Here is a 14677-nt window from a genome sequence, read left to right as displayed (position 1 = left end):
TAACGATCTCCCCTGGGAGGGGCAGCGAGCCTTGCGCGTGCGTAGCAAGTGCTAGTCGCAGCGGGGTGGCCCAGAACAACGAAATCCATATCCTCATCCTATGGAACGATAACCAATCAATATTTTACCCGGCAGTCAAAATCGGTCAAACCCAAGCGCAAGGGCTTCACGCCTCGACAGGGAGAGACACATGCGGACCCTTTTCCGCGACGTTCGCATTTTCGACGGAATCCAGCTCATCGCGCAGCACGGCGCGGTGCTGGTCGATGGCAATCGCATTGCCCGCGTGGCCGACAGCGCCGACGCGCTCGACGGCGAACAGGCCGACACCGTGATCGAAGGCGCGGGCCGCACCCTGATGCCGGGCATGGTTGAATCCCACGCGCACCTCACCTGGGCCTCGTCGGTCGAAAAGATCTACCACCAGTTCATCCTGCCGCCCGAAGAGCTGAAGGTTGCCGCGTGGCGCAATGCCCGCGTGCTGCTCGATCACGGCTTTACCAGCGCCTATTCCGCAGGCGCGCTGGGGGATCACATCGAACCCGAGCTGGCCGCCGCAATCGACGCTGGCGAAACGCCGGGGCCGCGCCTGATCCCCTCGACCCTCGAACGCAGCCCCGAAGGCGCGGAAGGCGTCGAAACCGGCGACGTGTTCAATGGTCGTGGCCCGGATGCGATCCGCCAGTTCGTGTCCTACTGCAAGGACAGCGGTGTGCGCTCGCTCAAGCTCGTGATTTCGGGCGAGGACGCGCTGAAGCCGGGTTCGGCCAAGGACGTGCTCTATACCGACGAAGAGATGGAAGCAGCCGGTGCCGCCGCGCGCGAGGCGGGCCTGTGGATCGCGACCCACGCTTATTACCCCAAGGCGATCGAACTGGCGCTGAAGGCCGGGGCGCGGATCATCTACCATGCCTCGTATGCCGATCAGGCGGCGATGGACCAGATGGTCGCGGCCAGGGACAGTACCTTCTACGCGCCGAGCCCCGGCGTGTCGGTGGCGACGCTCGAAGCGACCCCGCCGCCGCACATCGACATGAGCCACATGAAGGCCAGCGCCACCGAGCGCATGGCGCTGGAATCGAAGGTCGTGCCCGCGCTCAAGGCGCGCGGCGTGAAGATCCTGATCGGTGGCGACTATGGTTTTCCGTTCAATCCCAATGGCCGCAACGCGCGCGACCTCCAGATCTTCGTCGAGCACTTCGGGTACGCGCCCGCAGAGGCACTCAGTGCGGCGACGAAGCTGGGCGGGGAGCTGATGGGGCTTGATGTCGGGCAGGTGAAGGAAGGCTTCCTCGCCGACTTGCTGCTGGTCGATGGCGATCCGACTGCCGATGTCGCGATCCTTCAGGACAAGGACAAGCTGGCCGCGATCATGAAGGATGGCGCGTTGTACAAGGCTCCGGTGGCCTGATGTTCGACGTTGCGATCATCGGTTGCGGTCCGGTCGGGGCGATGGCGGCCAACCTGCTGGGAAAGCAGGGTTTGTCGGTCGTCGTGCTCGAAAAGGAGCTGGAGCACTATCCCCTGCCGCGCGCGGTGCACCTCGACCACGAGATGATGCGCCTGTTCCAGAGTGCGGGGGTGATCGACCGTGTCGAGGGCGACATGGTGGCGACCGATGGGCACCTGCACGTCGGCGCGGACCATGGCGTGATCCGCTACATGGGCACCGTGGGCAAGCCGCGTCCGTTCGGCTGGGCCAACGATTACTTCTTCTATCAGCCTGAACTTGAAGCGCATTTGCGCGATGCGTTTGCCGACAATGGCCGGATCGAACTGCGCCTTGGCGCGGCCTTCACCGGGCTGGAGCAGGACGAAAACGGCGTCACGGTGCACTATGACCTGAACGGCACTGAACCGCACCCGAACGACACCTACGGCCACGTAAAGGCGCGCTGGGTCATCGCTTGCGACGGGTCGCGCAGCCCTGTGCGCAAGGCGCTGGGCGTCGAACTGGACGACCTCCAATTCGAGGAGCCATGGCTCGTCGTCGATGCCGAAGTCGAAGGCCCGGTGACGTTCCCGGCCCTGACCGGCGTGCCCGCCGATGCCGACCTGCAGCGCCTGTCGGTCATGATGTGCGATCCTGCGCGTCCGGCGACGGTGGTGCCGGGGCGGCGCAACCATCGCCGCTGGGAATTCATGCTGCTGCCGCACGAAGACGATGCGGTGATGATGCAGCCCGAGAACGTCGCGGCGCTGGTGGGCGCGTGGATGAAGGACGTGCCGCACACGATCGTGCGCGCGGCGACCTATCGCTTCCACGGTCTTGTGGCCGAACGCTGGCAGGTGGGCCGCGTGTTCCTGGCGGGCGATGCCGCGCACCAGACCCCGCCGTTCTTTGGCCAGGGCATGTGCCATGGCCTGCGCGATGTGGCGAACCTTGCGTGGAAGATGGCGGCGGTGGCGAACGATGGCGCGCCCGAGAGTCTGCTCGAAACCTACCAGCCCGAACGCGATCCGCACGTGCGCGGCGTGATCGGCGCGGCGGTGGCGGCGGGGCGCTATATCTGCGAGCTTGATCGCGCCAAGGCGGCGGCGCGCGATGCTGCCATTCGTGCGCAGGCCGCGCAGAAGCAGGGCGAGACGGCGGCGGACCTGATCCCCGCTATTGCGACCGGGATCGTGTTGGCGGGCACGCCGTCCGCCGGCGAACGCTTCATCCAGCCGGTGCTGGCCGACGGCCGCAAGCTCGACGATCTGGCAGGGCAGGGCTGGCGCCTGTTCCAGCGTGATGCGGACCTGCCCGACAACGGTGCGGTGGCGGCGTGGCTCGATGCGCGCGGGGTTCCCGCCGTGCTGGTGCGGCCCGACCACTACGTGTTCGGAACGGGTGAGGCACAAACCCTTCTTGAAGCCCGGGCTGCCATGCTCGGAACCAGCCTGACGGTGGCGGCATGAGCACCTCCCTCTCCCTTCATGCCGCCCAGTCCATCATCGTCGGCGCGCTTGATGCAGCGCGGCAACGCGCGGCCAGGCCGCTGGCGGTGGTGGTGCTCGATGCCGGGGGCCATCCGGTTGCCTTCGCGCGCGAGGACGGCGCGAGCCTGTTCCGCTTCGACATTGCCCGCGCGAAGGCGATGGGCGCGGTCGGCATGGGCGACAGCACGCGTGTGCTGGCCGAACGCGCCAAGGGCAATCCCGTGTTCTTCCAGAGCGTGACCGCGGTGGTCGGCGGCGACGTGGCCTTTTCGCCCGGCGGCGTGCTGGTGCGCCATGAAGGCGCGATCGTCGGCGCGGTGGGCATCAGCGGCGATACCGGCGATTGCGACGAGGAATGCGCGCTGGCGGGGCTGATCGCTGCCGGTTTCAACACGGAGTCCAACGCATGAAGTTGCGCAGCATCGAACTGGCGCTGCCTGATCCGGCAGCCGCCGCGGCCTTCATGGTCGATATCTGGGGACTGACCCCTGCCGAGCAGCGCGGGGACACGCACTACCTGCGCGGTACGGGCACGTTCCCCTACCTCGTCGCGTTCGAAACGGCCGACGACGAGTTCGTGCGTTCGACCACGTTCGTGTGCAGCGAGGACGAGCTTGCGGGCCTCAAGGCGCGCGTTGCGGCCAAGGGCTGGCCCGCCAAGGCGGTCGTTTCGAGCGATCCGGGCGAGGGGCATGGCCTGCTCGTCGAAATGCCCGAAGGCACGATCCTGCGCTTCCTGACCGGGACCACCGAAGTGGCGCCCATCGAAGGCTTCGCCAAGGCGACCAAGCGCGTCTCGCCGGTCAAGCTGACGCACGTGGTGTTCAACGCCGCCGACGCCGAAGCCTGCGGCGATGCGGTGGAGGAGGTGCTGGATTTCCGCGTTTCCGACCGCACCAAGGGCATGGTCTTCGTGCGTTGCAACGACAGCCACCATTCGACCGCCTTCGCGCGCGCCGGGTTTTCGAGCCTGAACCACATCGCGTTCGAGATGGACGATCTCGACGCGGTGATGCGCGGCATCGGCTGGATGCGCGACAACGGCTTTGCTCCCGCATGGGGGCCGGGGCGCCATGGGCCGGGCGACAACGTCTATGCCTACTACATCGCGCCGTTCGGCCCGGTGATCGAATATTCGACCGCCGTGGAAAAGGTGCTCGCCGACTATCAGGCAGGCGCACCCGAGGACTGGACCTGGCCCGAACAGCGCATCGACCAGTGGGGCATCTCGGACAAGGATTTCGCCGGATTGCGCACGGCCGAGGAGCGCTTCCGCTGCCGCCGCGACTGGCAGGCGGATGCAACGATTGAAGTTTGATCGACGCGCCTTTGTGGGCGCCACGGCCGCAGCCCTGCTGGCAGGGACCAAGGCTGGAGCGACGACGAGGCGACGGGGAGAAAAGAGAATGAGCAAGTACATCAGCTTTCGCCGCCCCGACGGCGTTCCCAGCTTCGGTCGCCTCGACGGTGACACCGTGCACGATCTGGGCGCACAAGGGCAGGCGGCGTTCCTGAAGGATGCGCTGGCGGGCGACCTGGCCGCCCTGGCTGCGACCGCGACCTACGCCCGCGCCGACGTGCGCCTGCTGCCGGTGGTGCCCAACCCCGACAAGATCCTGTGCGTGGGCCTCAACTATGCCACGCACGTTGCCGAGACGGGGCGCGAGCAGAAGGAACACCCGGCGATCTTTACCCGTTGGGCCGACACGCTGATCGCCGATGGCGAGCCGCTGCTGCGCCCGAAGGAATCGGTGCGCTTCGATTATGAAGGCGAACTGGCCGTGGTGATCGGCAAGGGCGGCCGCCGCATTCCCCGCGCCAAGGCGATGGAGCATGTTGCGGGCTATTCGATCTTCAACGATGCCTCGGTGCGCGATTGGCAGCGCCACAACATCCAGTTCACGCCGGGCAAGAACTTCCCCGCGACGGGCGCGTTCGGCCCGGCCCTGGTGACGCCCGACGAAGTGGGTGACCTTTCCAGCCAGCGCGTGACGACCACGCTCAACGGGCAGGTGGTGCAGGACCAGCCGATCAGCGACCTGATCTGGGATATCGCCTTCGTGATCGAATATTGTTCGACCTTCACCGAGCTGCGCCCGGGCGACGTGATTGCCACGGGCACCCCGGGCGGGGTCGGAGACAAGCGCACGCCCCCGCTCTACATGAAGGCGGGTGACCGCGTGGACGTTTCTGTCGGCGTGATCGGCACCCTGAGCAATCCCGTCAACGACGAAATCTGAACAACCTGCCGCGCGGGGCAGGGGACTGGCGCGCGCGGCCAAAACTGGAAGTTAGGGGAGTAGAAGACATGATCCGATTGAACCGTTCCGCCCTGCTGGGCGGGCTGTGCCTTGCCGCGCTTTCCACGCCCGCCTTTGCGCAGGAGGCCACGCCGCCGCAGGCCGATAGCGCAGCCCCGGCCAATGCGGGCGAAATCATCGTCACCGCCACCCGCCGCGCCGAGCGCCTGCAGGACGTGCCGATCGCCGTTTCGGCCGTGACCAGCGCGCAGCTGGCGGCCACCGGGTTCAAGGACCTGACCAACATCCAGTATTCGTTCCCGTCGGTCCAGTTCGGCCAGACCCCGAACGACGCCGGCTTCCGCATCCGCGGCGTGGGCACGCTGGGCGGATTCACCAGCTCGTCCGAACTGCCGGTCGGCCTCGTTGTCGACAACGTGGTGATCGGCTTCGGCAACCCGGTGCAATCGCTGGGCGACCTTGAGCGCATCGAAGTGCTGAAGGGCCCGCAGGGCACGCAGTTCGGCAAGAACGCGTCTTCGGGCGTGATCAACATCACCACCAAGCGCCCGGACCTCGACAAGTTCTCGGGCTCGCTGTTCGGCTCGTACGGCTCGCTCAACGAGCGTGACATCCACGGCTCGGTCAACCTGCCGCTGGGTGGCAACGCGGCGCTGGCGGTCTATGCCTTCGACCGCGCCAACGACGGCTATGTCGACAACGTCGTCCGCAACGAAAAGTGGGGCGGTCAGGAAAGCTATGGCGGCCGCGTGAAGCTGCGGTGGGAGCCGAGCGACGCGCTCTCGATCTACGTGATCGGCGACTATTCGAAGACCAAGACCGAGGGCCCCGGCCAGCTGTGGACGCTGAACCACCTCGACGCCAACCTGACTGCGCCCGGTGGCGTGGTCGGCCTGCCGTTCGTCAACCTTGCCGCGCTGGGCGTGAAGATCGACGAGCACAACAACAAGTCGATCGACGATGGCGCGGGCTTCAGCTCGGTCGAATATTACGGCGCGTCGTTGCAGGCGGATCTGAAGCTGGGCGACTACACGCTGACCTCGGTCAGCGCGTTCCGCGAGCAGAAGGAAGGCGCGTTCGCGTTCTCGATCGACGGGCTGCCGTACGAGAAGTTCTATGCGCGCGATCCGGGCCAGACGCGCCGTTCGTACTCGCAGGAACTGCGCGTGACCTCGCCTTCCGGCCAGGCGCTGGAATTCATCGCGGGTGCCTTCATATCGCGGCAGGAAACCGGCGTCGGCCTTGGCCAGAGCGCGACGCTCAGCCCGGCGCTGCCCTATTCGGCGTTCCCCACGATCTCGATCACGGCGGGCTACAACCACACCGATACGAAGACCGACAGCGTAGCGGGCTATGTCGACGGCAAGTTCCACGTCAGCGACACGTTCGCGCTGCTGGGCGGCCTGCGCCTGACGCATGACAGCGTCACGTCGCACAACTACAGCACGGTGGATCCGGACCTTGCGCCGTTCATCCCGCCGATGCCGTCGAACGGTTTCACCCCTTCGGGCACGCTGCCTTATGAAACGCGTGACCTCGTCACCGGCAAGACCAAGGCGACCAAGCTTTCGGGCCGCGTGGGCGCCGAGTTCAAGCCGAGCCGCGACCTGCTGTTCTACGCGACTTATGCGCGTGGTTACCTCGGGCCGACGGTGACGTTCTCGGGCCTGACCGGCACGCGCAGCAACGTGAAGCCGCAGCAGGTCGACGACGTGACCGTGGGCGCGAAGATGCAGTTCCTGGATCGCGCGCTGACGGTCAACGTCAATGGCTTCTGGGACAAGTACAAGCAGCTCCAGACCTCGGTGTTCAACGGGCAGGAATTCCTGACCGAGAACGCGGGCGGCGCCGAGGCCAAGGGCTTCGAAGTCGAACTGGTGATGCGCCCGAGCCGGTCGCTGTCGTTCAACGTCGCGTACACCTATTCGGATGCGAAGTTCACCGACTACCTGACGGCCTGCACCGACTACCAGATCCGCTCTGGGCTGGCCTCGTCGGTGTGCGACGCTTCGAGCGGAACGTCGCTGTACCAGGCCAAGGGTGAGGCCCTGCCGGGCGCGCCCAAGCACGCGGTCACGTTCGGTATGTCGTACGAGCGACCGATCAACGATACGCTGAAGGTCGATTTCGCGGTCAACACCTCGCTGCGCAGCGACGTGTCCTATGCGGTGGGCGATCCCAACCAGCGCCAGGATGGCTATGCGATCGTCAACGGCAACATCGGCCTTGGCACGATCAACGACCGCTGGCGCGTTGGCGCATTCGTGCGCAACCTGTTCAAGCAGGACTTCAACGCGGCGGTGATCAGCCTGCCGTTCACCAACGGCGGCTACGTCAACTGGCGCACCCGCGAAGCCGAGCGGACTTTCGGGGCCAGCCTCGAAACGAAGTTCTGATGATGCCGGGCGTGATGCGTTCGATGATCGGGCTGGCGCTGGCCAGTTCGACCATCACGTCCGCATCTGCCGCCGAAGTACCGGCGTGCCCCACCTTTCGGTGGGTCACGCTGGGAACGGCGGGAGGGCCTGTTCCCACGCCAGATCGGTCAGAGCCTGCCAACCTGCTGCTGGCGGGCGACCGCGCGGTTCTGGTCGACGCGGGTGATGGCGCCGTTGGCCAACTGGCCAAGATCGGTGTCGGTCTCGGCCAGATCGACGCGGTGGTGATCAGCCACAACCATCTCGACCATACCGGCGGGTTGGCCGCGGTGATCGGCTTGCGCTGGATGAACCAGTTTCCCGGCGTGCTGACCATCTATGGACCACAGGGAACGAAGGCCGTCGTCGACGGGATCGTGGCTTCGATGGCGGCTCCGGCAGCCATCGGGTTTGGTCTGGGGGCGCTGCCTCCCCAACCTGCCGACAAGGTCAAGGTCGTCGAACTGACGGACGGGGCGGAGCAGTCGATCGGTCCCTTCGTGATGAAGGTGGCGGCAAATTCGCATTTCGACCACGCCGGCCCGCACACCGCCAATGCGCCGCAATCGTTCAGCATACGCTTTGCGATGGATTCGCGTGTCATCGTCTACACCGGCGATACCGGCCCGAGCGCCATGCTGGCGTCCTTCGCAAAGGGGGCGACGCTGCTGGTGAGCGAAGTGATCGACCTCGACAGGATCGTCGGCGCCATCCGCCAGTCGCGCAAGGATGCGAGCCCCGAGATGCTGGCCGATATGGAGCGCCATCTCGCAACGCATCACCTGCGGCCCGAAGAAGTTGGCAAGATCGCAGGCGAGGCCGGGGTCAGCCGCGTGGTGCTGACGCACTTCGCCATTCCGCCGGGGCCGCTGGCGCAGTCGGAGCCGGCGTTGCGCCAGGGGATCGCGACGCGATTTGCGGGGACGGTTGACCTCGCGCGGGACTTGTCCAGTTTCGACCTTGGTTGCGTACGCTGACGGAGCACATGCCATGACGACACCTCGGACCCGCACCACGATCGCGGACATGGGAACCACGCTCGGCCCTGCGGTGATCGAGCAGTGCCGCGCCTTGTTCGAGGACGAACAGCGCGCGCTGGCGGATCGGGTGGTGCCGGTCGCGGTCGATTGCGTCTATGGCGCGCATCCGCGCAACCGGCTTGATCTTTACGGGCAGGGGCCGGGCGCGCCGGTGCTGCTGTTCGTGCATGGCGGCGGGTTCCGCGTGGGGGACAAGGGCGGGGCCGACTGGCAGAATGCTGCGGTGGGACGCATGGCGGCCGAGGCAGGATTGCTCGGCGCAGTGATGAACTATCGGCTGGTGCCCGATGCTGGCTGGCCTTCGGGCGGGGAGGACGTGCTCGCCGCGTTCGACTGGCTGGTCGCAAATGCTGCGCAGCATGGCGGCGATCCGGCGCGGATCGTGCTGGTGGGCACGTCGGCAGGCGCGGTGCATATCGCGGGTGCGCTGAAGCTGCGGCCCGATCTTGCGGCGGCGGGGCTGGTGCTGCTGTCGGGACTTTATGGCTACACCCCGCACGATGAGCGCGACGTGGCCTATTATGGCGAGCAGGCGCTCTATATAGAGCGGATGCCGCGCGCGGCGCTGGTCGAGACCGCGCTGCCGCTGCTGGTGGCCTGCGCCGAGTTCGATCCGCCGCGTTTTCAGGCCGAGTTCCTGGGGCTGATGCAGGCGCGGCTGGCGCGGCACGGGGCGATGCCGCGCGGATACATGGCGAGCGGGCACAACCATTATTCGATGGCGATGCACCTCGGCACGTCCGACTGCCGGTTGGCGGAGGAGATCTTCGGCTTCGTGGAGGCGTGCGGTGGCTGACTTGCCGCGCGGCTTCGTGGCGCAGCAGGCGCTGACGAGCGCAGGCATCAATGCAGGCTTCAGCCTGGCGTTCTTCCTGCTGGTGTTCGGACTGCCGGGCCGCGTGCTGACGCTGGGCGCGCCTGATGGTCTGGCGCTCGATTTCGTGCCGCAGTCGGGCGCGGTGGCGCTGATGAGTGCGCTTGTGCCGGTGCTGGTGACGCGGGCCGAGGTGGCGCGGTTGCGTGGCAGCACGCCGCGACCGGTGCGCTCCATCGTGCTGGCGGCGCTGGCATGGGCGCTGGCCGGACTGGTCTTCGGCGGCATGGTTGCCTTCGTTATCGGCGCACTGGGTCCGGCGGTGCTGGCAGGCTGGCCCGCCTTCGCGATGAAACTGACTTATGGCGGCGCGCTCGGCGCGACCGTGACGGCGCTTGCGCTGAGGAGAGGATGAAAGATGATCGATAGGCGTGGCATTCTGGCTGGCGGCATGGCGCTGGCGGCTTCCCCGGCGCTGGCCAAGGCTGGCGCGCGCAAAGCTGACGCTCGGCAGGTGGAAGGGGCATTCCCCAAGGGCTTCCTGTGGGGCGCGTCCACGGCCGGGCACCAGGTGGAGGGCAACAATACCGCCTCCGACCTGTGGTTCCTCGAAAACCAGACACCGACGGTGTTCGCGACGCCTTCGGGCGATGCGGCGAACAGTTTCGAGCTGTGGGAGAAGGATCTCGATCTCGCGCGTGACATCGGCCTCAACTGCTATCGCTTCGGCATCGAATGGCCGCGGATCGAACCGGAGAAGGGGCTGTTTTCGCGCGCGATGCTCGACCACTACGCGCGCATCGTCGATGGCTGCCGGGCGCGGGGGTTGGCGCCGGTGCTGACCTACAGCCACTTCACCGCGCCGCGCTGGTTCAGTGCGCAAGGGGGGTGGACCAATCCCGAAAGCGCGGACCTGTTCGCGCGCTATGTCACCCGCGTGACGCAGGCGCTGGGCGACCGGCTGCACGCCGCGATCACGTTCAACGAGCCCAATATCCTGCTGATCCTCGAACAGATCCTGCCGCCGCCGGTGTGGGACATCCAGAAGCTGACGCTGGAGACGGCCTCGAAGCGGCTGGGGGTACCCCGGTTCCTGCCCGCCAACGTCGCCACGCGCGCCGACATTCCGGCGTTGCAGGCCGGGATGCTGGCCGCGCACCCGGCGGCGAAGGCGGCGATCAAGGCCGTGCGCGGCGACTTGCCGGTGGGGCTGTCGCTGTCGATGCTGGATGATCAGGCGGCGGGCAAGCACTCCATCCGCGACCGCATGCGCGAGGCGATGTACGGCCCCTGGCTGCGCCTTGCCGCGAAGGACGATTTCCTCGGCGTGCAGAACTACGAACGCGCGATCTGGGGCGAGAGCGCCAAGCTGCCCGCGCCGGCGGATGCGGTGCGCAACTGGTCGGGCACTGAAGTCTACGCCCCCTCGCTCGGCAATTCGGTGCGCTATGCCCATCAGGCGAGCGGCGTGCCGATCCTCGTGTCCGAACACGGCGTGGGCACCGAGGACGACACCATCCGCGCGAAGTTCATTCCCGAGTCGCTGGTGGGCCTCAAGGCCGCGATCGACGATGGCGTGCCGGTGCTGGGCTATTGCCATTGGTCGCTGATCGATAATTTCGAATGGATCTTCGGCTACAAGCCCAAGTTCGGTCTGGCCAGTGTCGATCCGGTCACTTTTGCGCGGAATCCCAAGCCCAGCGCCGCTGTTTACGGCAAGATCGCCGGCGCCAATTCGCTCTGATCCCACCCCGTGTCACGGGCCTGCCTGCCCGCAGCCCGTGACGTTTCCCCTTTACAGTTAAGTCGATTGACCTAGCCTTTCGATCAGTGGCGGCGCCAGACCGCCCAAGGAGAGGTTTCATGAGTCTGTTCGACATGACCGGCAAGGTGGCGGTCATCACCGGCTCCACGCGCGGAATCGGCCGCGCGATTGCCGAGGAAATGGCGACGCAAGGCGCGCGCGTGGTGATTTCCAGCCGCAAGCAGGATGCCTGCGACGCCGTCGCCGCCGAAATCAACGCCAAGTTCGGCGCGGGCGTGGCGACTGCCATCGCCGCCAGCATCTCGTCCAAGGATGCGCTCGAAACGCTGGTTTCGCGCACCCAGGCCGAAGTCGGCCCGATCGACGTGCTGGTCTGCAACGCCGCCAGCAATCCCTACTACGGGCCGATGAGCGGGATCAGCGACGACCAGTTCCGCAAGATCATGGACAACAACGTGCTGTCCAACCACTGGCTGATCCAGCTGTGCCTGCCCGGCATGATCGCGCGGCGCGACGGCGCGGTGATCGTGGTCAGCTCGATCGGGGGCCTGCGCGGATCGCCGACCATCGGCGCCTACTGCATTTCCAAGGCCGCCGACATGCAACTGGTGCGCAACCTTGCGGTCGAGGTGGGCCAGCACAACGTGCGCGCCAATGCCATCGCGCCGGGCCTGATCCGCACCGATTTCGCCCGCGCGCTGTGGGACAATCCTGAGGCCGAAAAGGCCTACAACAACAATCATCCCATGCGCCGGATCGGCCTGCCCGAAGAACTCGCGGGTGCGGCGGTATTCCTCGCCTCGAAGGCGGGCAGCTACGTCAACGGCCAGACGATCGTGGTCGATGGAGGATCGACGATATGAGCGAACTTGATCTGGGCTTCGACCCGGCCGCGCTGAAACAGCGCTACCTCTCTGAACGCGACAAGCGCCTGCGCGCCGACGCGAATGAGCAGTACGTCGAGATGGCGGGCAAGTTCGCCCATTTCCTCAGCGACCCTTATGTCGAGGGGCCGGTCACCCGCGCGCCGGTGACCGACGAACGCGATGTGGTGGTGGTCGGCGGTGGCTTCGGCGGGCTGCTGGCGGGCGCGCGGCTGCGCAAGGCGGGCATCGACGACATCTGCCTGATCGAGAAGGGCGGGGAATTCGGCGGCACCTGGTACTGGAACCGCTATCCGGGTGCGGCCTGCGACATCGAAAGCTATGTCTATCTGCCGCTACTCGAAGAAACCGGCTTCATGCCCGAGCGCAAGTATTCGGGCGCCGACGAGATCCGCGCCTATTCGCAGCGCATCGCGGATCATTTCGACCTGGCGCGCGGTGCGCTGTTGCAGACCGAAGTGACCGACATGACGTGGGACGAGGCGGCGCGCCGCTGGATCGTCTCGACCAATCGCGGCGATGCCATCCGTGCGCGCTTCGTGATCATGGCGAACGGCCCGCTGCACAGGCCCAAGCTGCCGGGCATTCCGGGGATCGAACAATTCGAGGGGCACACCTTCCACACCAGCCGCTGGGACTACGACTATACCGGCGGCACGTCGAAGGGCGGGCTCGACAAGCTCTCCGACAAGGTGGTCGGCGTGATCGGCACCGGCGCGACCGCAGTGCAGGCCGTGCCGCACGTGGGAGCCGCTGCGAAGCAGACTTTCGTGTTCCAGCGCACGCCGTCGTCGATCGACGTTCGCGGTGACAGGCTGACCGATGCGCAATGGGCAGCCTCGCTCCAGCCCGGCTGGCAGAAGTACCGTATCGAGAACTTCAATACGCTGGTTTCGGGGGGCTGGGCCGAGGAAGACCTTGTCGCGGACGGCTGGACCGAGATCATCCGCAACCTTGGCGTGATCGCGCGGATGCGGGCGGAGAAGGAAGGCGCGGCCGATCCCGACGAACTGGTGCAGCTGGCCGACTTCAAGAAGATGGAATCGATTCGCGCGCGCGTCGATGAAAAGGTCAGTGACCCGGCGGTGGCTGCCGCGCTCAAGCCCTGGTACAACCAGTTCTGCAAGCGTCCGTGCTTCCACGACGAATATCTCGATACGTTCAACCGGCCCAACGTGTCGCTGATCGACACCGACGGAAAGGGCGTGGAGCGCATCACCAGGGACGGCGTGATCGCGGGCGGCAAGGAGTACAAGCTCGACTGCCTGATCTTCGCCACCGGCTTCGAAGTCGGGACCAGCTATGCGCGCAGGGCGGGATACGACATCCACGGGCGGGCCGGGCGCACGCTGGAACAGAAGTGGCAGCAGGGCGCGCGCACGCTTCATGGCATGACCGTCAACGGTTTTCCCAACTGCTTCATCTTCTCGGTGATCCAGTCCGGCTTCACCGCCAACTATCCACACTCGCTCGACGAACAGGCCAGCCACACCGCGCACATCATCGCAGAAGCGATGGGCCGACAGGCGACGCGCGTGGAAGCGACCGAGGAAGCCGAGCAGGGCTGGACGCGCGAAGTGCTGGAATCGCTGATGGACCGGCGCAAGTTCCTCGAGGAATGCACCCCGGGCTATTACAACGGGGAAGGGCAGTTGAGCCCGCTCGCCGCGAGCTTTGCGTCCTATGGCAAGGGTTCGCCTGCGTTCTTCCGCATCCTGGACGAATGGCGCAAGGCGGGCGATTTTGCCGGGCTGGAGATGGACTGAACGGAGCGCCGCAACGCAACCACCGCCGACCCCTCCCGCCTGCGAGAGTTGGTCCGCCGTTAGGCGGGCCCGGTCGCAGCGGGGTGGGGTTGGCGCCGCACCGCCGCCAGAATCAAAAAAGCCGAGCGATCCGGAACGGAAAGCTCGGCTTTTTTGATTGGTCGGGACGAGAGGATTCGAACCTCCGACCCCCACACCCCCAGTGTGATGCGCTACCAGGCTGCGCTACGTCCCGACCGGAGCGGCGGCCTATAAGCAGCACTTTTCGGCATGGCAAGGGGCTTGCTGACAGTTTGTTGCGGCTTTGCTTCGAACGCCGTTCGCGCCGGGCTTTGTTTGCCTTGGCGCGGCAAGGCTGCTAGGCGCGCGGCCACGCAAATTTTCCTTGGGGTGCGGGCGTTCGCGCGCCATGCCCCCATCCAAGAAGAGATCACGCCGATCCCATGAACGGTCCTGCCATGCTCAGCCTTCTCGCCTCCGCCGCTCCTGCCGCCGCAGGGGGTGAGCCGCCCGCCTATCTCCAGTTCCTGCCGCTGATCGCGATGGGGGCGGTGTTCTACTTCCTGATCCTGCGCCCGCAGATGCGCCGCCAGAAGGAGCACAAGGCCAAGCTCGAAGGCATTCAGAAGGGCGATCAGGTGGTCACCGCCGGCGGCCTGCTGGCCCGCGTGGTGAAGGTCGACGAAAACACCGTCGAGCTGGAACTTGCGCCCAACGTGCGCGTCAAGGCGATCAAGTCGACCATCGGCGACATCGTGCCGCCCGGCGGCGTGAAGCCCGCAAACGACTGATCCTTCGGCAGGACGCT

13 protein-coding genes and 1 tRNA gene are annotated in these 14677 nt (G+C 66.3%); 13 read left to right on the top strand and 1 reads right to left on the bottom strand.

What is annotated here, in order from left to right; all coding sequences use genetic code 11:
• Window positions 1–190: 190 nt before the first annotated feature.
• The 12 genes from K3A84_RS03330 (at window position 191) to K3A84_RS03275 (ending at window position 13869) form a co-directional block, all read left to right on the top strand.
• Window positions 191–1411, top strand: coding sequence for an amidohydrolase family protein (locus K3A84_RS03330; protein WP_225007862.1), 1221 nt, complete (start codon window positions 191–193; stop codon window positions 1409–1411).
• On the top strand, window positions 1411–2901 hold the full coding sequence (locus tag K3A84_RS03325; protein ID WP_225007860.1) for a bifunctional 3-(3-hydroxy-phenyl)propionate/3-hydroxycinnamic acid hydroxylase: 1491 nt from the start codon (window positions 1411–1413) through the stop codon (window positions 2899–2901). The genes K3A84_RS03330 and K3A84_RS03325 overlap by 1 nt, the downstream gene beginning before the upstream one ends.
• Entirely contained in the window at window positions 2898–3332 is a 435-nt protein-coding gene (locus K3A84_RS03320; protein WP_225007858.1) for a GlcG/HbpS family heme-binding protein, read from the top strand. Before K3A84_RS03325 ends, K3A84_RS03320 begins: the two co-directional genes overlap by 4 nt.
• Window positions 3329–4240 (top strand): VOC family protein, encoded by a 912-nt coding sequence (locus K3A84_RS03315; protein ID WP_225007855.1) that lies wholly within the window; start codon window positions 3329–3331, stop codon window positions 4238–4240. The genes K3A84_RS03320 and K3A84_RS03315 overlap by 4 nt, the downstream gene beginning before the upstream one ends.
• A gap of 88 nt (window positions 4241–4328) precedes the next feature.
• Window positions 4329–5162 (top strand): fumarylacetoacetate hydrolase family protein, encoded by an 834-nt coding sequence (locus K3A84_RS03310; protein WP_225007854.1) that lies wholly within the window; start codon window positions 4329–4331, stop codon window positions 5160–5162.
• 68 nt (window positions 5163–5230) lie between these two features.
• On the top strand, window positions 5231–7579 hold the full coding sequence (locus K3A84_RS03305) for a TonB-dependent receptor (RefSeq protein WP_225007853.1): 2349 nt from the start codon (window positions 5231–5233) through the stop codon (window positions 7577–7579).
• Window positions 7580–7593: 14 nt separating this feature from the next.
• Window positions 7594–8577, top strand: coding sequence for an MBL fold metallo-hydrolase (locus K3A84_RS03300; protein ID WP_225007852.1), 984 nt, complete (start codon window positions 7594–7596; stop codon window positions 8575–8577).
• A 13-nt stretch (window positions 8578–8590) separates the two neighbouring features.
• A complete protein-coding gene (locus tag K3A84_RS03295) occupies window positions 8591–9436 on the top strand; it encodes an alpha/beta hydrolase (protein ID WP_225007850.1) in 846 nt (281 codons plus the stop codon).
• Window positions 9429–9869, top strand: a complete 441-nt coding sequence (locus K3A84_RS03290) for a hypothetical protein (RefSeq protein ID WP_225007848.1) — start codon at window positions 9429–9431, stop codon at window positions 9867–9869. Before K3A84_RS03295 ends, K3A84_RS03290 begins: the two co-directional genes overlap by 8 nt.
• A 3-nt stretch (window positions 9870–9872) precedes the next feature.
• On the top strand, window positions 9873–11198 hold the full coding sequence (locus tag K3A84_RS03285; RefSeq protein ID WP_225007846.1) for a family 1 glycosylhydrolase: 1326 nt from the start codon (window positions 9873–9875) through the stop codon (window positions 11196–11198).
• A gap of 119 nt (window positions 11199–11317) precedes the next feature.
• Entirely contained in the window at window positions 11318–12082 is a 765-nt protein-coding gene (locus tag K3A84_RS03280; protein ID WP_225007845.1) for an SDR family NAD(P)-dependent oxidoreductase, read from the top strand.
• On the top strand, window positions 12079–13869 hold the full coding sequence (locus K3A84_RS03275) for a flavin-containing monooxygenase (RefSeq protein ID WP_225007844.1): 1791 nt from the start codon (window positions 12079–12081) through the stop codon (window positions 13867–13869). The genes K3A84_RS03280 and K3A84_RS03275 overlap by 4 nt, the downstream gene beginning before the upstream one ends.
• Before the next feature lie 158 nt (window positions 13870–14027).
• On the opposite strand, the gene K3A84_RS03270 is transcribed toward K3A84_RS03275, so the two are convergent.
• Window positions 14028–14104: transfer RNA gene (locus tag K3A84_RS03270), tRNA-Pro, on the bottom strand.
• Window positions 14105–14312: 208 nt separating this feature from the next.
• Between K3A84_RS03270 and yajC the strand changes: the two genes are divergently transcribed.
• Complete coding sequence (gene yajC / locus K3A84_RS03265; RefSeq protein ID WP_225007843.1) at window positions 14313–14660, top strand: preprotein translocase subunit YajC; 348 nt, start codon at window positions 14313–14315, stop codon at window positions 14658–14660.
• The last annotated feature ends 17 nt before the right edge of the window (window positions 14661–14677 follow it).

Origin of the sequence: Novosphingobium percolationis (genome assembly GCF_020179425.1) — a bacterium.
Classification (GTDB): domain Bacteria; phylum Pseudomonadota; class Alphaproteobacteria; order Sphingomonadales; family Sphingomonadaceae; genus Novosphingobium; species Novosphingobium percolationis.
This window is presented reverse-complemented; position numbering and strand designations above follow the sequence as displayed.